This is a genomic window from Treponema sp. UBA3813, assembly GCA_002368605.1.
Lineage (GTDB): Bacteria > Spirochaetota > Spirochaetia > Treponematales > Treponemataceae > Treponema_D.
Genome location: DFEB01000022.1, coordinates 1 through 19,245 on the forward strand (window position 1 = coordinate 1; position 19,245 = coordinate 19,245).

Genomic DNA, 19,245 nt, shown 5'->3' on the forward strand with positions numbered 1-19,245 from the left:
TCGAAAACTGGGACGATTTTGCCCTTGCCATCATGCGATTGCCGGTCTTTACGCCAAATTCTGAGGTCGCTTACTCAACGGCTCCGGTGGGTGCGGTCATCTATCCAGATAAAATCATCACAATCTGCTGGACTGACTGCGAAGTTCTCAAGGATATGAGTGCAAACCGAATCAAAGGTCTTTCCCTCATGGATTTTCCGGCCTTTTTAATCAAAATTCTTTCCCGCAGCGACATAATGTTCCTTCGCTACCTCAAGGAAATCAGCCGCCGGGTCACTTCCATTCAGAACGAGTTGCACGAACAAATCGAAAACGCCGAGCTCATCCAGTTGCTTAACCTTGAGAAGTCCCTCACCTACTTTACGACTTCCCTTAAGTCAAACCAGCTTTTGCTGGAAAAAATCCGCCGTACCCGCATACTCAAACTGGACAGTGATGATCAGGAATGGCTGGACGATGTTGAAATTGATAACAGGCAGGCTATGGAAATGGCTGACACCTACAGCTCAATCACCACGGGCGTCATGGATGCTTTCGCAAATGTCATCTCCAACAACATGAATGTCGCCATGAAAAAATTGGCCGTCATCAACCTTGTCATGATGGCACCGACCTTCGTAACGAGTTTCTTCGGCATGAACTTCAAGCTCCCCTTCGACACAATGAACGGTTATGTTCCTGTATCGATTGCAGCTTTAATTTGTTTAATTTCTGTACTGCTCAGCTGGTGGCTTTTAAGCTTCAACAAAAACGCACGCACGCTAAAGAAGTTCAAAAAAGCCAAAAAGCGTAAAAAAGTAAGTTGAAAATAAATATAATTCGTAAAATTAGTGCAATTCGCCTCTATATTTTAGGAGTTTAATCATGAAAAAATATATCTTTGCCACGCTCACTTTTCTTATTACGGGAATCACCTTTTCTCAAAGTTTCAACTCCCTTTCTCCAGTCAGATTGGGACCTGTCGCTCCAGCCCAATATGATGTTTATGTAATCGGTGACGGAAGCCAATCTTACACGGCAAGCCGCTGGATAACCCCCTTTGAAATCAACCGCTACGAAACGACTTACGAACTTTGGTATGAAACAAGGGAAATTGCAGAGGCTTTGGGCTACAAATTCATAAATCCAGGTCAGGAAGGCTCCATAGGGAAACGTGGAGCAGAACCAACAAACGAAAAAGAGCAGCCCGTCACAATGATTTCATGGTACGATGCCGTAGTCTGGTGCAACGCCTTTTCAGAAATCCACGGACTCAGCCCATGTTACAGTCTTAACGGCAAAATCCTCAAAGACGCAACCGACACAATCAGCCTGGATTTGTGCAAGTGTGATTTCAACGCAGACGGCTACCGTCTTCCCACCGAAGCCGAATGGGAATATGCCGCCAGAAAAACAATTTCCGGAATGCAAAGCGGAAGCACGGCCAGCGGTCAGGTGGATAAATACGGAAAGGAAGATGATTCGATTCCTGAAGAAGAAGTAGCCTGGACTGCATCCAATTCAAGGGGCACTCACAGGGTTGGCACTGCCGGCACGCCTTTTAAGGATGACGCCCCACCCGAAGCTGGAAGCGGAAACCCCAACGGCATGGGGCTTTTTGATATGAGCGGAAATATCTGTGAATTCACCTGGGACTGGAATGGCCGCTACATAGACACGGATCCGGGAGCAAGGGCTATTGGAGCCGAGGCTGGAAGCGAACGGGTTAGCCGGGGAGGCAGCTGGAGTGAATACACGCCCTTCATCTACACCGGCGACCGCTACAGCTACGACCCCAACGAGTGCTACAACTACCTTGGCTTCAGATTCGCGCGAACGGTAAAATAAGCAGAGTTGTAAAACACCTGATAGCAAAAAAACAGGCTCCCAGCGTGAACCTGCCAAAAAGTTCGCGGTGAACAAGTTCAAGCGAACTTTTGTCAGAACCACGCTTCCGCCTGTTTTTTCACCTACAAGCTCAGCAACTCAGCTTTCGTTACCGACCACTTTCCATTTGCGTCTTTTTGAGCCTCGACCCAGCCGTATTTTCCTTCGGCAAGGCTTCCAGGATTGATTACCGTTGACTCTCCGATTTTTGAGAGACCAGAGCTTTCGTGAATGTGCCCCGTAACAACCAGAAATGGAGCGCGTTTTTCAATGTAGGCACGGAGTTTTTCGCTTCCCACATGGACATCGCCGGGAATTTTGTCACATTCAGTGTCTTTTGGCGGATTATGCATGATTAAGACAAGATTTGACCAGTGCCCATTCTCATCTGCACATTCTGCGCTTGAAGACTCAACAACATTGTAATCAGAGAGAATTTCGTCCTCATCCCGCTCAAAAGGAGTGGTTCCCGTGAATTTAGTTCCGCCGCCGCTTCCGCAGATTGCGATTCCTTCGTGGAAGGCAAGGCTCCCTTCAACGGAAATGTCCGCGCTTTCAATCTCCGAAAGAAAATCAGGATTGTCACAGTTTCCGATTACAGAGAAAATTGAATCGTGCTTTTTGAGGAGTTTTTCAAGAACTGGCTTTCCTGTCTCCTCGTGCTCGAATTTCGCGAAGTCACCGCCAAAAAGAACCGCGTCGGCCTCATTAAAGCGGGAATCCAGCTTGTCAAGATTGTCCAAATCACCATGAATGTCAGAAAGAACCAAAAATTTCATAATTATCCTCCCTTAAATTTCTTCCATTACATCGCGCAAAGCCTGCATTTGCTCGTGGGTGCCCACCGTGATGCGAAGATATTCTTCAATGCCTGGGGTGTCAAAGCGGCGAACCAAAATACCCTCTTTTTTGATTCTTCTGTAGGCTTCCTGACCGTTCACCCCGTCTTTTTTGCAGAAGATGAAGTTGGTCTGGCTGTCAAGGACGAACCAGCCCTTCTCCCGCAAAAAGTCGATGAATTCGTCACGCTCAAATGCAACGGACTGGGCACATTTTGCGTAATATCCCGCGTCACGGCAAGCAGCGATTCCTGCAGTCTGTGCCAGGAAGTCAATCGGGAAGTGATTGAGGGAATTTTTTACCGTTGTGACGGCCTCAACAAGTTCTTTGTTGGCCACGAGATAGCCTAATCGCTGCCCCGCCCCGCAAAGGCTCTTTGAGGTCGTCCGCACAATCACAAGATTCTGGAATTCAGCGAGAAGAGGAATGCAGCTCTCGCCACCGAAATCAACATAAGCTTCGTCCACGACAAAAACCCGGTCTTTTGGGGCTTTTTCAAGCATTTTACGGACTTGGTCCCGCGTCAATCCCAAGGAAGTGGGCGCGTTGGGGTTGGCAAAGATGATTCCAGAATTTTCTTTATTAGCCGCTTCAAGCATTTTTTCTGTGTCCAGAGTCCAGTCTGCCTTCAAGGGAATTTTTTCCAAGGGAATGTCATAAAATCCGCCGTAAACCGGATAGAAGGAATAAGTATGCTCAGGCATAACCAGTTTGCGGTCTGAGTCGAAGAAAGCGTAAAAGACAAAGCTCAAAACCTCGTCGCTGCCGTTTCCCGCGTAAATCATGTCGGGAGTGACGACGAAAGGAATTTTGTCAAATTCGCTGGGACTTACGATTGCCCCGCTGCCATTTTTTTTGCCTTTCTCAAGGTTTGCCCGGCAGAGGACGCCGCCAGATTTGTTGAGCATGTCAGCGATGGCTTCTTTAAGCTCGTTTGAGTCAGGGTCAGGATAAAGGGCCATTTTTTCTGGATGAGCCTTTGCCGCCGCCCGCACGGCCTTGATTACTTTTGGGGAAGGCGGGTAAGGATTTTCGTTGGCGTTGAGTTTTATGTAGATTCTGTCCTTGGGCTGCTCGCCGGGAACATAAGGATGAAGATTTGACATTCGTGAAGAAAGCATTTTTTAACTCCGTTTTGACTTTCGCTTTTTAATTTACTACTTTATTTTATGACAAATTGCTGATAAAATAAAGACATGGCAACCACAACAAGTATCATTGTTTTATTAAAATTTTTTGCATCACGACAGAAGAACGCTATCGTTGATTACACAGATTTTTGCGAATATTTGAAACGCTATTCAGAACATCACCTGGAGGAACAACCAAGCCTCGCCTGCTATCTTGAAGACCCGGTTCCAGCACTGCAGACAGAACTTGACAAACTCATCGACTCAAAACTTATCATGATTGTAAACACAACTCCTGATAAGCAGGGAATTGTAGTCGTTCCTTTTTACATTGAGCGATTCACTGAACGCTACAAGGATATCGCCGTCACTCCTAGTCTTCCTTTTCCATCTGAGGCTGATTTACCAAAGGGAACTCCAAAAGAAATCATAACGAGAGAAAATGCGGCAGATCTCATTGGCCGCCTGCTCAAGCATCAGGATTTAAACGAAAAAACTCTGTACGGACTCATGTTGCCAAATAATGCTCCGTCAATTCTCCTTCCGTCAACTGTTTCCGTCGTCACATTCATAGAAGATGCAGTCGGAAAGATTCAGAATATGCTCAAAAAAGAAGAGCATCACGATTACTTTCTTAAAAAACTCACGGTCTCAAATCCAGGTCGAGAGATGATTGTAAAAAATTTCTTCAACGCATTTGTAGACAGACCTGACCATTCCCTTGAAACATTGAGCCAAACAACAGAAAGTTTCTATCTTTGGAATCAGCTATGCTTCTTCATAAAGCAAGATTATGAAAAAATCAAGGATTACACTCAGGAAGATTTGTCTTGCTTGCAGGCCGTCTACATAACTGAGGTAGGGGCAAATTACTTCAAGAACGAAGCCGCAGAAAGTGCTAAAAAAGAAGGCGCAATCAAAGCACTCGAATCTCTTCTGTTGAAACCGCCCTACTATTTTACTTTTGACGAAATTATTAAATTCACTGACAACAAAGGGCTGCCTCTTCTTGGACAATACAGCGAAGAGGAACTCAAAGAATATCTCCATAAAAAAACCCAAGACGCCCCGGTTCAGGAATTGCCTGAGCTTCTTGTATTCAAAACCTATGATGACACACGCTACTTCATATTTAAAAGCAAGGTTTTACAGCTAATTCTGCGACTTTGTACCGATGCCAGAGTTTCTGTCCTTGAGGCCATCAAAAATCACTGGTCGGAAGTGCTGCGACAGTTTGACTTCTTGCCCGAAATGAAAGACCAAAAGGCATTTGAGTCTCGTCTCGAAAAAGAAATACGAATTCAATCTCCAATTTTAAGCGCGCTACTCCACTCTTCATTCCTGCCACTCTTGAGCTATGACGCTTCGGGCGGTGACGACACAAGCAAGATAAGTCTCTTTGTAAACGGTCACTTGCTTCCATATAGCGACATTCTCCTTATGAGCCGTCAGGAATTGCTGAATGACGCAAAAATAATGCTTCCTTTCTGGTATTCAATGCCCGTAGTCTCATGGATTGCAAAAATGCTCTTCAGACCTCCAAAAAGCAAGCGCAATAAAACTCAAAAAACAAAAGCAGAGAAATACCGAGAGGAAGAAGAAGCAAAACGAAAGGAAGACGAAACGACGGCCATGCTCTCACAAAATGCAACTGTCTCAAAGAAAGTCGCATTCCGAGAAGCCGCAAGAAACGCAGAGCAATCTTTTGTCCCTACAAGTTCAACCCTTAACCGTGAGCTTGATTCTTACGAGAAAATTTGGAATCAACGGCTCGGAAAGGAAACACACAACAACCTCACCGAGGATGTCAATTCTCTCATACGAGATTATATCCGAAAAACTCTCCGCACAATGAAGGTCGAGAGTTTTACAACCGAGCGAATTCACAGTCTCGCAGAAAGCCTTATGACAGCCCCTGGATTACAAAAAATACGGGAAAGAGACGCGCTTCTTATGTACATTCAGTTGTATATGGTCAAATTAGTCAAAAACATTCCGATGTAAATTATCTTAGTCCCCACTTCAAATCGTGGGGATTATTTTTTATCTTTCAAATATAACAAAAAATTATATTTCTGCATTACCAAAATTTTCTTTTTTTCTCAAATATATAAGTGAACGAGGAAGAGAACTTGTTCACTTATAAAAACGACGGCCGCGTTTTTATAATCATTTTATTTTTTGGAGAATCTTATGAATCAAATGAATCAAGTCGTAATTGAAGGTAATGTTGTTCGTGACACAACCGTAAGGGAAACAGCAAGGGGAACAAGAGTTTGTATCGTCCCCATTGCCACAAACCACTTCTACCGAAACGCAAATGGCGAAACACAAAAAGAAGTAGCCTTTTTTGATGTAGAGGCTTGGGGAGACAATTTCTGTACGAGAATGGCACAGATGGCAAAAAAAGGCCGGGGCTTGCGCGTTGTCGGACGGCTGAAACAAGACCGTTGGAAAAATCAAGAAGGCAAAAGTGCCTCAAAGATTTACATCCTTGCAGAACATATTGATTTTCAACACCCCAAAACAGAAGAAAAATCTGACTCCGACAGTGAGGCAAGAACAAACGCTAAAAGTGCCGCAGAGGGAATCCGAGCCGAGTCAGAATTTTCCGATACGAGCGGTGAATTCGCCGACGGGGGTGAGACGGTCTTTTAAATCAGATAAGCCTTAATATTATCTGCGACGCTTTTTTCGATTTTTGCCGTTCTGTGAACGATAAAGACTAGCCGCTTTTTCGGCCTCGGCTTTTTCGTTCATGGCACGGTAAATTTCGATTTTTTCGGGACTGTAGAAGCCGTCCTTCCAATTAAAGCGGGAACTTTCTGGAACAGGCTGCTTTTTTATCATTGAATTCGTTACCATTTTGAGTTCTTGACGGGTAACATGGGTGCGTGAGAAATCAAGCAAGATTCTCTTGAATCCGTTTGAATTCAACAGCTCAACCTTATCAACGACTGAGAAGGGAGCTTCCGGCATAACGACGGAACCGTCAACGGTAGAATTCACCTTAAAGAGCGTCTCTTCTTTATCCTTAAAATAGAGGAAATCATAGTTTTCAGGAAGTTTAAAACGCATTCGGAACAAGGCAGGATACGCATAGGCGGTTACCAGAACTCTGCTGCGCACACTTTCTTCCCATGTCATTTTGAGATTATCCCAAGAATTTTCAAGCGGAGTGATAAAAGCCCCGATATTCTGATTCTCAAACCATGAAGCAGCCCATCGGTTGAATGTGTACAAATATGGACCTGCAATGAGATTAGCCCCCTTTCCACGAAGCATGGAGATATGAGCGATATTATTTACGACGAAAGTTTTGTACCCCTCGGCAACAAGTTCCGTTAAATCAGAGAGAATTTGCTCCTCGCGGGAAGCCGGACAATAAGGATCCAGTGAAATGATAATCTGCTTTTTTGAAAGAGGAAGTTTTACTTTTTTTTCAATCAAATCAACTCTGGTCTCGGAATTGTACTCAACAATCATGCGGACAGGATTTTTTGAAATGGCTGTGTGCAAATCAGATATAGTAGAAACCTGAATGTAAAGCCCTTCTGGGAAATATGAAAGCTCATTCTTTTCGACAGGCGTTAAGTCCAGCACAGGAAGGACTTCGGCACCCGGCTGCTGGCGGTATTTGCCGATGTCATTGGGAAGAACTCGCGGATAACGCTTGGACATCGATTTTGTCTGCAAGAGATAAACCGAGTCACCCCGCTTAAATCCGAGAGGAATATCGATAAAACGACGACCTTCTGAATCGACGGAGACAGTGCGGACTTTGTGGCTGACTCGGCCCGTATCGTCCTGACGGTGCAAGCGGATTGAGTCGCCCGGATCGGGATCGTAGTTTCCACCCTTTAAATGCGCCATTGCGACATAAAAATCAGACTGCTTTGCCTCAGGATTTGTACGAAGGGCCTCCTGATAGGCGTTATATGACTTTTCTTTTTCTTCGTCAGGGATTTCGCCAAAAGTGTCGATTGTACCCAGATAAATTCCCGTGCCACCTGCCTGTTTTGGATTTAAGATAAGGCTTCCTGCCTTTTGAACGCCCTCTTCGTTTGTCTTGAAATTATACCAATAAGATGTTTTTGCCCTGGCAAAATCTGTTGAGAGAAGGCGTTTTGCCGTTGCCAGCGCACCTTTTTTGTCCTTTTCCCAATTATCCATGAGATAGCGGTAAGCGGCAACAACCGAACCGACATATTCCGCGCTCTTCATTCGGCCTTCGATTTTAAATGACTCAACGCCAAGCTGCATTAAGTCAGGAATTTGCTCGATAAGCTGCAAATCACACGGAGAAAAATAATAGCCCTGCTGCTCGCCCTCTGACTCAGAATCAACTGTATAAAAACGGCGGCAAGCCTGAGTACACATGCCCCGGTTCGCGCTCTTTCCCCCCAAGAAACTTGAGAAAAGACACAAGCCCGACTCACTTACGCAAAGGGCTCCGTGTACGAAAATCTCAATCTCGGCATTTGTGTGAGACTTGATGTATTTGATTTCTTCCAGGCCAAGTTCCCTTGCAACTACGACTCGTTTTAAGCCAGCCTTACTCAGCAAGTTAACGCCAGCGGCGCTCTCCACATTCATCTGCGTAGAGCCGTGAAGCTCCAGCTTAGGGAAAAACTCCTGGCACATACGGATGACGCCGAAATCCTGAACGATGAGGCCGTCCGGGCCGATTTTGTTGAGATAAGAAAGGAAACGGTACAATCGCTCAAGGTCACGCTCCTCGCTGACCGTATTTACCGTTACATAGATTTTTTTGTTCTGGCGGTGAAGAGAGGAAACGGCTGCCTCAAACTGATTCCATGCAAAATTTGAAGAGCGGAGTCGCGCATTAAAACTTTTTAGACCAAGATAAACTGCGTCGGCTCCCTCGCCGATTGCCGCATCCAATGCTTCGATATTGCCGGCAGGTGCTAATAATTCAGACATTCTGAAATAATAACACACTTTCCGACAAATTACTAGACAGATTGCTTAGCCTTACAAAGAGCCTACTTGTTTTTATATCCAGGTGTCGCTGACGAGGCAACAGCCCAATCACAAGCATTGGCAGGAATAACATCGGGGATTTCCTCACTCTCAGGATATTTTTCCGCCAGAAGCAGAATATTCTGTCGCGCAAGTGATTTCACGGCAGAAGATTTTATGGTCTCAGTACGAAACGCATTTTCTGGACTAAGGGCATTTTCCCAAAATCCAGCGATCTGAACTTCTTCAGCAAGCTCTTTTAAATTTTTTGACCATTCGCTTCCTTCAACAGAAGTCCATAAAAGAGCATCCATAATTTTGTTTTTACAAGAATCTCTTAAAAGAATCACATCTGTTTTGGAAACAAATTTGTCCGTAAATTTTCTCCACAGTTCTCTACCTGTATCACAGCTTTCTGTAGCCGTTGATAAAGTAAGGTCATTTTCTAACTCATCAATCGCATTATATTCCATGCCATCATATACTTGTCCATGAAGGGCAATATATTCACCCCTCTTCACCTCAATCGCAGGGAAAACATATTTTCTTTTTGGATTCGCCGCACTCACAAATTCCAGTCCTGACAGATTTCCAGATTTTAAGACATAGAACTCAACGAACTCTGTTTTTTTAGGCTTACTAGAATTATAGCGCACTTCACTGAGCACAAGTCTGGCCGGATTTGCATTGAAACCTGAAAATTGCTGTGAAAATTCCAGGCTGTTGCCTGACCTGTCATAAACAATACCTGAAAGGACATATTCCTTTCCAACACGAGTGCTTTCAGAAAGATAAATCTCTGCGTCCATCATATTCTCACTGTAGGTAATACAATCCGCATAAGCATAAGGCTCTTCCTCAAGCAAAAACAAATCCCCCTCATCGGAAGATTCCCCTTGAAACTCACGGACAGTTAACTGGTCAAGGACAATTTTCTCAGAACAGGAAAGATTCAGCAGACGCTCACCTGTTACGGAAAATGAAAGAATTGAAGGAGCATTCGTATCAGCCGGAATGATTTCAATTCCTTCCTCAGTAAGCCTACAGGAAATTGGAGAGACTATCATGAGTACGATAAAACACAAGATGCCAGAAATCAGGAGACTTTTGGCATAATCATTTTTAAAAACTTTTTTCATTGAATACCTCCAGATTTATTTCAAAATCTATAAGTGTATTCGTAAAAAAAATCACTTTTCGGCAACTTTTAGAGAAAAAAAATAAAAAAAAATCCGACTATGCAAAGGCACAATCGGATTCACAAAAAATATACAAAGTTACAGGCGAATTGTCTCTACCATATAACGGATAGAAGAGCCGTTCACATCAGAAAGAGTCTTTTCAACAACAAAGACAAGATTTCGCCCGGTCTTATCGGAGAAGATTCTGTCAATGCGGTAATCCGTCACTTTTTTTCGTTTAATGTCAGGAGAGCCGACGATATTACGACTGATGACATTTCCGTCTCCGTCTTTTTTCTCAAGGGTGATAAAAAAAGAAGAACGAAGATTATCGCCGCTTCCCTCAACAGTCTTCACAAGCTGAATATGATAAAAAACGCTTTGTTCTACAGTTGAGCCTTCAAAATCCTTGAAGACAATCTCGCTTTCTCCAGCCTTTTTATCATCACGAACATATAGCAAATTATCGACTGGAGCAGGTTTGAAATCATATTTTTTTAATGACCATGAAGCTTTTTTCAGAAGTTCATCATAGATTTCTTTTCCGCTTTTTGAAGTCGTATTTGCAGAAGGATTTGTCTTGAAAACAGCACCATCCACGAAATCATTTTTTGCAATATCTACAGTATAAATTTCAGCATAGCCCTGAAATGTCTTGTCCATCTTTCCATATTCGGCAAATGCGTATGTCGTACCGTCTTTTGAAATTCCCAAGTCAACAAAAGCAGCAGCATCACCGGCGAAGACATTAAGTCCAGCAAAAAGAAGTATCATTCCGGATAACAGAAGCTTTTTCATAAGTCCTCCCAAAGTCAATTGCCAACAAGTCAGCAAATCAGACTTCTTTATTATTTTCGGCTTTTGAGATAAAGTCTTTACATATTTTTGTCTTCCGTTTAAGATTTTCACATGACATTAAAAACAAGAAATCAATTTATAAAAACTTTTCTTTTCGCAAGTCTGGCAATCGTTGCATTAAATCTCATTACCTTCCTTTTTGCCTTAAAATTCGGCACTATTCTCACGCCACCAGATTTTCGGATTCCTGCTTTCCTCTCTCACATTCCCTTCGCTAAGCAGAGCTTTATAGCCCTCATGATTTCATTTGCAGTCATTATTCTCTATGTTCCATTTTGTTTTTTTCTTCTCATCCGATATTTTGAAAACACACAAACTAGTGAAATAATTTTTTTCACGGGATTCTTATTCGCCTGCCTTGCGGAAACAGCCCGTTTCGTGACAATCTGCCTCGGACTCTGGCAATCTTTTTCCAATATTCTTATATTTATGGGAAATGTCGTTCTTTTTGGACGGACACTCGCACCACTTAGTTTTCTCTGCGCGGCCCTTCTCAGTGAAACAGTTCAAAGACAAGATATAGAACGAAATTATATAATCATGACAACAGTATCCGTCGTATTTGCGGCTGTAATTCCAATGAACACGGCAAGAATATCGTCAACAGGCCTCGTTACAGAAGGCTTCATGTCCCTCATTAATATCATGAGATTTTTACTTTTGGCGACTACGGTCATCTCATTTTTCATTCAGGGCATAAAAAAGAACAGTTCTGAACACAAAATTCTCGCACTCTCAGCTTTTATTACGCTTCTGGGATACAGTATGCTGGTAAGCTGCGACAGTTTCTTCTTTTTGATTTCGGGAACACTTGCGCTTCTGGCAGGCAGTTACAGATATTTACTATGCCTGCACAAAATGTACATGTGGAGCTAAGCGAAATATGAAACGATTCCACCTAACAAAATAGGAATAAGCAGATTATCAAAATCTTTAAGGGGAAGAACCTCAATAAGAGCGCCAGCAGTAGCAACCAGCAGTGAAATCATACAATTTTCTGTAACAAAAAAAGTCGAACAGAAAATCGCCGCAAAACAAGTAAGGCTACCTTCGACAGTCTTTCCATTTGTGTAGGGAACGCGGATTTTTCCGAATGTCTTACCTGCAAGGCTGGCCAATCCGTCACCGAAAGCAAGAGCAAGAATTCCGACAGTAGCCGAAGACTCAGTCCAAAGAATCGCAGAAGAAATAATACCCGCCACCAGTGTAACAGGACCGAGAACGAATTTATTTTCATCCCGCTTTCGGGCAGCGGCAGCAGTAATATCAGAAATAAGGGGAATTTCATGGCCGTTGGTTCGAAGGGATTCCGCAATGATGTAAAGGATGCCCGCAACGCAAAGACATACAATCGTCGTATTATGAGCAAAAGATAAAAAAATAGGTACGAATGCCGTACAGATATGAATTGTCTTACGGAAAAACTCTTTTCTAAGAGAAACAAGCTGATTCTTTAATTCGATTCCTATTTGATAGCAGAAATACTTCATTATTCGAGACCTTTTTCTCCTGCTAAAAGACGGGGAATATCCGTATAAATGGCAGGCTCAAACTCCGGGTAAGGATGCGTTATGTACTTTGAATTCTGGGCAGCAAGATTGCTTCCTTCCAGGCGAATCATAGTGTTAGGATTGCGCGTTAAAGAATCCCAAGCCCTAATTGAATCTGAAAGACGCACCATCGCCTCGGCATTCATGTTGCTGTTACCTGTCTGCTGGGCAAGTCTGTAAAGAGTAACCCCAAGATTGTTATTTGCCTTCAAATATAAGTCAACGATTTCGTAATCATCTCCGTTTTCTTGCGGAGTCAGGATTTTCGGTCGTTCTTGATCAAGCACCGAAAGTAAATCAGCATAATAGCTTTCAGCAGCAAAATTGTCTCCGCGGAGTGAAAGAACATTTCCCAATGAAAGCAAAACATTCGGATCTTTCGGCTCTTTTTCAGCAACTTTTATGAAAGAAACGAGGGCGTTATCATAATTTTTCCGATTATAATAAATAGAGCCAACCCTATAATTGATAGAGGGAGTATCGTTTTTAATCTCGATGGCTTTTTCGTAATTATAGAGGGCATCATCCATCTCTCCAGAAATAAAGTAATCCAAATCTCCCATATCGGCAAAGAGTTTTCCGGTGTTTTCATCTCCCTCAAGATTTGAATTTTCATGTTCCTCATTGTAAAGGTTGATTCCCCGCGTATAAACAGTCTGAGCCTTGAGATATTCCCGATTTCCAGAATATAATTCGCCCAAAACACGAGTAGCATTTATTTCCCGATAAACATTCTTTTTAGTTCGGACAGGAACTCCTGAAAACAAATCAATGCTTCGTTCAAGCTCCACTTTAGCCTGCTCAGTGTTTCCGTTCTGAATGAAATATCTGGCGAGGTTATAGCGGGCAATTGGATTAGAAGGATCTGCCTTAATTGCAAGATTGAGCATAGCAAGAACATCTTCTATAGAAGAGCGAAGATATTCATCATTTTTGCTCAGAGTACCGTAGAGTTTATCAAGAAGATAACCGCTAAGCTCCGTCCAGTCAGATGCGCCGAGATTCTTAAGATTCTGCCGATCCTGCTTGCTCACATAGAACATATTCTTATAAGTAAGGACATCACGAAGTTTATCAGTGCGAATGTTATAACGCAACATTCGTGAAAGGTAGACATTGTTACTTCCGTAACGCTGAATCAAATCGAGGTACTCTTGTTTTGCAAGTTCATATTTTTCTGGCTCGACTTCCGCCCACTCTAGGAAAACATCGCCGAGCATAAGGATACCGTCCGCATCATTTATATGATAGTCAAGGACTTCTCGGCGCACAATTTCCTCTGCCCGCTCATAATTAGCCCTCTCATATAATTCCATTTCTGCGTAATCAAGACCTGCCTGCTTGTCATGATTGAACATGGCGAGAGTATTTTTGTACATTTGGGCAGCACGATCAAACTGTTTTTTGCTTCGATATCCATCAGCATACTTAAAGAACCATTTTCTGACAGGTTTATAGGTAACAGCCGTAACGAATTCTTTTTCTGACTGAGGGAATTCATTTGCCTCAAGAAGCGTGTAACCCTGCTTGTAGTGAATGTTTGCCATGACAGGGTTATAGATAAAATGTACGCCAGCTCTGAAGAGTCCGACACAGACAAAGGCAATTACGATTCCAACGACAGCCGCCGGAATAATACGGTTTTTGAGCTGATATTGGAAAGATTGCTTGTAAGCCTCATATTCTGCAAAAGAACGGCGTTCAAAATCCCTAGGAATATTAATAGAAATATCAAGAATTTTTTCGAGTTGAGTCGCAAGCTGTCGTGCAGAAGCTTTTTTGAGAACCTTTTCGATGATTTCAAATACCGCATCATCAGTGAATTCATCCCGTGCGATGAAATCCTCAAGAGCAATACGGAGATTCAGCGGATAATTTGAGAGATTTTTCTTGAATTGGACATATTCTTCTTCTGTAAGAGAATTTTTCGGACGGCCTTCTTTTCCTTTTGAGAAATCAACGGTATCAAGAACCGGTTTTTTCTTTCCCATGTCAGCCGTTTCTGTATCAGAAAAGCCCGGAATCTCAAAACTTGAATCAAGGATGAAATCATCGTCATTTCCAAGCCCATCGTCAGTCGCAGGGAATTCATCCCCAGAAGCAGACGGACTCGGCCCGAAATCAACGCCATCCATATCAGATGTATCAAAAGACTCGACAGAGAAATCCTCTCCGCCAGCTGATTCAGAAGGACTATCAGGAACCTCGTCAGACGCATCGGGAATAGATTCGTCTGGAGAAGGAGCATCGGATGCGGATCCAGAAAAAGAGTCAAAATCCATGTCCATGTCAGGCAAATCACCCATACCGGCGAAAGGATTCTCGCCACCAAGACCAGAATCTGAGTCTTCACTTGCTTCCGATGTAAAGTCGCCTTCAGGACTTGCAGCGACATCAGCAGTTAAACCAGTATCAAAGTCAGAAACAGTATCAGTAGGAGAATTATCATCAACCGTGCTTTCTGCTCCCAAATCAGAGCCGCTATCATCTCCATCAATCAGAGAATCAATATCAAAACCACCTAAATCCAGATCGCCGCTTAAATTAGGCGTATCTTCGGTTGAAAAATCATCGGGTTTGACAGGAGGTATGCCATCGTTTTCGAGAACAGAAGGTGGCAAATCTTCGTTAAGGTTAATTTCTTCGCTTGTAAAATCATCTCCTGCAGGAAGATTGTCCGGAATATCAAAAGATGTATCAGAAGAATCAAGGCTGTCAAGAGAATCTGCTGTCTCCGGTGAATCTCCCTCTTCAAGAGAATCCGCTGTCTCCGATGAATCTCCCTGTCCAAGAGAATCCGCTGTCTCCAGAGCATCTCCCTCTTCAAGAGAATCGTCAGGATTACTTGACGGCTGCAAGAGAGAATCCAAATCCATATCCTCAAGAGGAGTCTCTTCAGCCTTTCCAGTCTCTTCAGCCTTTCCAGCCTCTTCAGCAGGGCTCGGCTCATCAGCGGCAAGAATCTCAGCAACGGCCGCATCTGTTGCATCAGAATCAGGATTATCATCAAGGAAATCCGCTAAATCGGCATCATCAGCGGAGAATTGAGGGTCAAGGATTGAGTCCAAGCCAGAAACATCGATATCAGAACCAAGATTATCGTCGAGAAGATCAAGGGCATCGTCTGGTTTTTTATCCGTAGCGCTACCATCAGGCATACCAATGAGAAAGTCATTTGAATCATCTGCCTCGGAAATCCCCTCTGGCAAAGGAAGTTGTGGCGTTTTCTCGCCTCTTTGAGCACGAATCTTTACTTCGTCGCCCAATTCGCGCATATCATCGCTGAATTTTTTAAGCTGATTTAATCCTGGCATTTAAATCCCACCCTACTTAGTATACTCTAATTTCGGCATTTTGAATACTGCGCTTTATAATAAAAAAACACTTATAATAGTATTTAATTTTTCCTCTAAAAAAACCGATACAAGAAGTATGAAAAAGATTTTTATGTTGATTGGCTCAATGCTTCTCTTTGCAACTTCTTTCGCACCGATTTCAGCAAAAGATGCCGCTCCTCAAAAAGACACTTACGAATACGACCTGGCGCTCACAGAAATATCAGGAATTCGCGAGCCTTACATCAGCAACAATTATGTCGTCTTTACGGCACCTATTACATCAAATTCAATCGGAATTGCCTTTGATTTTGAGGAATTCCGAAAGATTCATTATTTTAAAATCAAAAAGAACTACGGGTACGAGGGAGACATCACTTCATCATATTATTTTTACATTCTTGAAATACCAAAAAAAATCCCGCGAATCAGCTACCGTCTCGTTATTGACGGACTTTGGACGGTTGACCCGCGAAACCCCAATGTCACCTATAACGAAATTGAAAATTACTCACTCTCATACATCGACTTGCCGCCGGTGGAGTTTGAAATAACCGAAAAACTCGACAACGGAATGACTCATTTTGTCTGCCATGCAGAAAGCGGTCAGAAAATCCGTCTTGGCGGTACTTTCACGAACTGGGACAGCTGGGTTTACGAAATGAAAGAAACAGTTCCAGGAAAATACGAAATCAATATTCCCCTTCATCCGGGAACTTATTATTACTCTTACTACAGCGGAATCACATCCTTCCTAGACGAAACAAATCCGTCCAGGGGCTACTCCACAGACGGACGGATTGTAAGCTGCATAACTATTAAATAAGGGCACTTCCCGCGCAAGCGCGGGTCGGGTCTTTCGGGGTTCCGCGCAAAAGCGCTTCATTGCTTCGCTTCGCTTCGCTGCGCAACTTACGCCCCTACACCCCCTAGTGCGTCAAAATTTGCCGAATTTACCGGCCAATTTGCTCAAATCTCCAAGCTTGCTCAAATCGCCGAGGCCGCCTAAGCCACCCATTCCGCCGCCCGACATGCCACCGAACTGCTGCATGAGTTTTGACTGCATACCCTTGTTACGGGTAAGTTTTTTCATGGTGAGCTTTGTTTTCTCGAACTGCTTCAAAAGCTTATTGACTTCAGCGACGCTGGTTCCGCTGCCCTGAGCAATTCTCTTGCGGCGGCCAGGCCCGATAATCAGGTGATTAGCCCGCTCTTTTTTTGTCATTGACTGAATGATTGCCTTCTGATGGGCGATTCCTGACATATCCAGCTTGCTTGGGTCAAGCTGACCGGCAAGGCCCGGAATCATCTCCATGAGGGAAGAAAGATTTCCCATTTTGCCGACGCTCTCAAACTGAGCCAGCATGTCGTCCAAAGTGAACTCATTGCGAGCCATCTTCTGCTCAAGTTTTTTTGCTTCCTCAATGTCAACGGTTTCCTGAGCCTTTTCGACCAAAGAAACAATATCGCCCATACCCAGGATTCGGCTTGCGATTCGCTCCGGATGGAATGGCTCAAAGTCCTCGGTTTTTTCGCCGGTACCGATAAAGAGAATTGGCTTACCGGTGATTGATTTGAGAGAAAGAGCCGCACCACCACGGGCATCAGAGTCGAATTTGGTGAGGATAACGCCGGAAAGACCGAGCTGCTCGTCAAAAGATTTTGCGATGTCAACCGCATTCTGACCAGTCATTGAGTCGGCGACAAGGATTGTCTCCACCGGGTCAACGGCTTTTTTGACATCAACCAGCTCTTTCATCATGCTTTCGTCAATCTGCAAGCGGCCTGCCGTATCGATGATTATGGTGTCGATTCCGTTCTTTTTTGCATAAGAAATACCGTTTTTGGCGACTTTTACGGCATCCTTTGCACCTTCTTCAAGGTAAACAGGAACGCCAATTTTTTCACCAAGCTGCTTCAACTGCTCGATTGCAGCAGGACGAACCAGGTCACAGGCAACGAGAAGAGGTTTACGCCCGTTTTTGGTAAGGCGGGCAGCCAATTTGTGAGCCGCCGTGGTTTTACCAGCACCCTGCAAACCAAGCAAAAGAATAACAGACTGAGTGTCAGGGCCTTTAAGCTGCAAATCGACTTTTGTGTCGCCTAAAAGTTTGACGATTCGGTCGTAGATGATTTTCGTGAACTGCTGGCCCGGATTTACGGCACGAAGAACCTTCTCGCCCTTTGCCTCTTCGATTGTGGCGTTTACGAAACGGCGCACGACACGAAGATTGACATCGGCTTCGAGCAAAGCCATCTTAATCTGCTCAACGGTCTCTTCGATATTTTTTTCAGTGATTTTTGACTTGCCGCTTAAAGTGCGGGTAATGTCACTGAAAGTATTTGTGATTTTCTCAAGCATTTTTATCCTCTGTTATTCCGGGCTTTTTTGAATCTCAGTCTTCTGAGTCCATTTTGCCCTGCATCATAAGCTCCTGAAGCAAGGCCATTGGCTCAATCTCTTTGTTAAGGATTCGGTAAAGGCTGTCACAAATCGGAAGCTTTAAATTGTGGGCTTCGGCGATTTGATGGACGAATTTACAGGCCACCGCACCTTCTGACAGATAACCGATTTCACCGATTCGGGCAATCAAGTCATCAAGATTTTTGAATTTTGAGAGGATGTCAGTTTTGATGATATCCTGACCAAAGCGTCGGTTTCGGCCGTATTTTGAACGGCAGGTAACATCCAAGTCACCCACACCTGCGATTGAAGTGAAAGTCTCGGCGTGAGTCGCTCCCATGGCAAAACCAATCTGCTGGATTTCGTTAAGACCTGCGGCAAGCAAAAGACTCTCGGAATTGTCGCCGAAAATGTCTGAATGCTCGCTCACTGCATCGAGAGAACCGTACATAACGGCGATGACATTCTTTGCGGCGGCACAAATCTGAACGCCCACCACATCAAGGGAAGAATAGACCATGAGGCCTGGAACTCGAAGCAATTCACGGAATTTAATTGAATTAAGGGCATGCTCACTGGCTGCGATAAGGCCTGTGAGCTTGCCCATGGCGACTTCCTCTGCGTGAGAGGGGCCTGAAATGTAAACGAGAGAGCCTTTGTAGCAATCAGGAAGGACATCTTCCAAAGTCTCAAGGATAAGGCGGGGGCCCTTTTCGGAAGAAACAAAGCCTTTTGTAAGGACTCCGATTACAGTCTCGCCGTTTTTAATAGAAGGAACATTGGCAATCTGTTTTGCCGTTGAGGCAATAAAGAGAGATGGAGATGCCAAAATGAGATATTCCTTGCCGTTTGCGACTTCTTCAATGTCGATGGAAGCCGTGAGATTCTCTGAAAGCGGGTATCCCGGCAAATAGCGTTTATTTTCGTGTTCTTTATTGATACCGTCAACCACATCCTGCTCGCGGGCCCAAATCTGAACTTTGTGACCACCACGGGCAATTGCCTGAGCCAAACCTGAGCCCCATGCACCAGCACCAATTACACCTACATTCTTTGGTTTCATTCTTAACCTCGATAAACTGTAATTACCGACCCAAA

15 protein-coding genes are annotated in these 19,245 nt (G+C 43.9%); 6 read left to right on the forward strand and 9 right to left on the reverse strand.

Going from position 1 to position 19,245, the window contains the following annotated elements; all coding sequences use genetic code 11:
* Together B2089_RS03330 and B2089_RS03335 are read left to right on the forward strand one after the other, a co-directional pair.
* On the forward strand, window positions 1–806 hold an 806-nt coding region (locus B2089_RS03330), incomplete at its 5' end, for a magnesium transporter CorA family protein (RefSeq protein ID WP_296685912.1).
* Between the two features lie 58 nt (window positions 807–864).
* Window positions 865–1,827, forward strand: coding sequence for a formylglycine-generating enzyme family protein (locus B2089_RS03335; protein WP_296326515.1), 963 nt, complete (start codon window positions 865–867; stop codon window positions 1,825–1,827).
* Between the two features lie 122 nt (window positions 1,828–1,949).
* Here B2089_RS03335 and B2089_RS03340 read toward each other — a convergent pair whose 3' ends face one another.
* Window positions 1,950–2,645 (reverse strand): metallophosphoesterase family protein, encoded by a 696-nt coding sequence (locus B2089_RS03340; RefSeq protein ID WP_296320674.1) that lies wholly within the window; start codon window positions 2,643–2,645, stop codon window positions 1,950–1,952.
* Window positions 2,646–2,657: 12 nt separating this feature from the next.
* Window positions 2,658–3,827 (reverse strand): histidinol-phosphate transaminase, encoded by a 1,170-nt coding sequence (hisC, locus tag B2089_RS03345; RefSeq protein ID WP_296320672.1) that lies wholly within the window; start codon window positions 3,825–3,827, stop codon window positions 2,658–2,660.
* A gap of 75 nt (window positions 3,828–3,902) precedes the next feature.
* Here hisC and B2089_RS03350 point away from each other — a divergent pair, with 75 nt between their 5' ends.
* Together B2089_RS03350 and B2089_RS03355 are read left to right on the forward strand one after the other, a co-directional pair.
* Window positions 3,903–5,840 carry a hypothetical protein gene (locus B2089_RS03350; protein ID WP_296320668.1) on the forward strand — a complete coding sequence of 646 codons (1,938 nt, stop codon included), beginning with the start codon at window positions 3,903–3,905 and terminating at the stop codon, window positions 5,838–5,840.
* Between the two features lie 189 nt (window positions 5,841–6,029).
* On the forward strand, window positions 6,030–6,494 hold the full coding sequence (locus B2089_RS03355) for a single-stranded DNA-binding protein (protein WP_296320663.1): 465 nt from the start codon (window positions 6,030–6,032) through the stop codon (window positions 6,492–6,494).
* Window positions 6,495–6,512: 18 nt separating this feature from the next.
* On the opposite strand, the gene B2089_RS03360 is transcribed toward B2089_RS03355, so the two are convergent.
* The 3 genes from B2089_RS03360 to B2089_RS03370 all read right to left on the reverse strand — a co-directional run bounded on the left by B2089_RS03360 (window position 6,513) and on the right by B2089_RS03370 (window position 10,798).
* Entirely contained in the window at window positions 6,513–8,780 is a 2,268-nt protein-coding gene (locus B2089_RS03360) for a peptidase U32 family protein (protein WP_296320660.1), read from the reverse strand.
* 62 nt (window positions 8,781–8,842) lie between these two features.
* The gene (locus B2089_RS03365; protein ID WP_296320654.1) at window positions 8,843–9,958 is read right to left on the reverse strand and encodes a hypothetical protein; all 1,116 of its coding nucleotides are present in this window, start codon (window positions 9,956–9,958) and stop codon (window positions 8,843–8,845) included.
* 138 nt (window positions 9,959–10,096) lie between these two features.
* Entirely contained in the window at window positions 10,097–10,798 is a 702-nt protein-coding gene (locus tag B2089_RS03370; RefSeq protein ID WP_296320651.1) for a DUF2259 domain-containing protein, read from the reverse strand.
* Window positions 10,799–11,398: 600 nt separating this feature from the next.
* On the opposite strand from B2089_RS03370, the gene B2089_RS03375 reads away from it, so the two are divergent.
* On the forward strand, window positions 11,399–11,734 hold the full coding sequence (locus tag B2089_RS03375) for a hypothetical protein (protein WP_296685918.1): 336 nt from the start codon (window positions 11,399–11,401) through the stop codon (window positions 11,732–11,734).
* Here B2089_RS03375 and B2089_RS03380 read toward each other — a convergent pair.
* Both B2089_RS03380 and flcA read right to left on the reverse strand, forming a co-directional pair.
* Entirely contained in the window at window positions 11,731–12,348 is a 618-nt protein-coding gene (locus B2089_RS03380; RefSeq protein ID WP_296320646.1) for a diacylglycerol/polyprenol kinase family protein, read from the reverse strand. The genes B2089_RS03375 and B2089_RS03380 overlap by 4 nt on opposite strands.
* A complete protein-coding gene (flcA, locus tag B2089_RS03385) occupies window positions 12,348–15,722 on the reverse strand; it encodes a periplasmic flagellar collar protein FlcA (protein ID WP_296320643.1) in 3,375 nt (1,124 codons plus the stop codon). Before flcA ends, B2089_RS03380 begins: the two co-directional genes overlap by 1 nt.
* A 118-nt stretch (window positions 15,723–15,840) precedes the next feature.
* Between flcA and B2089_RS03390 the strand changes: the two genes are divergently transcribed.
* Complete coding sequence (locus B2089_RS03390; RefSeq protein WP_296320640.1) at window positions 15,841–16,569, forward strand: isoamylase; 729 nt, start codon at window positions 15,841–15,843, stop codon at window positions 16,567–16,569.
* Between the two features lie 111 nt (window positions 16,570–16,680).
* Here B2089_RS03390 and ffh read toward each other — a convergent pair whose 3' ends face one another.
* Complete coding sequence (gene ffh / locus B2089_RS03395) at window positions 16,681–18,105, reverse strand: signal recognition particle protein (RefSeq protein WP_296320637.1); 1,425 nt, start codon at window positions 18,103–18,105, stop codon at window positions 16,681–16,683.
* 34 nt (window positions 18,106–18,139) lie between these two features.
* Window positions 18,140–19,210 carry an NAD(P)H-dependent glycerol-3-phosphate dehydrogenase gene (locus B2089_RS03400; RefSeq protein ID WP_296320634.1) on the reverse strand — a complete coding sequence of 357 codons (1,071 nt, stop codon included), beginning with the start codon at window positions 19,208–19,210 and terminating at the stop codon, window positions 18,140–18,142.
* Window positions 19,211–19,245 lie beyond the last annotated feature (35 nt).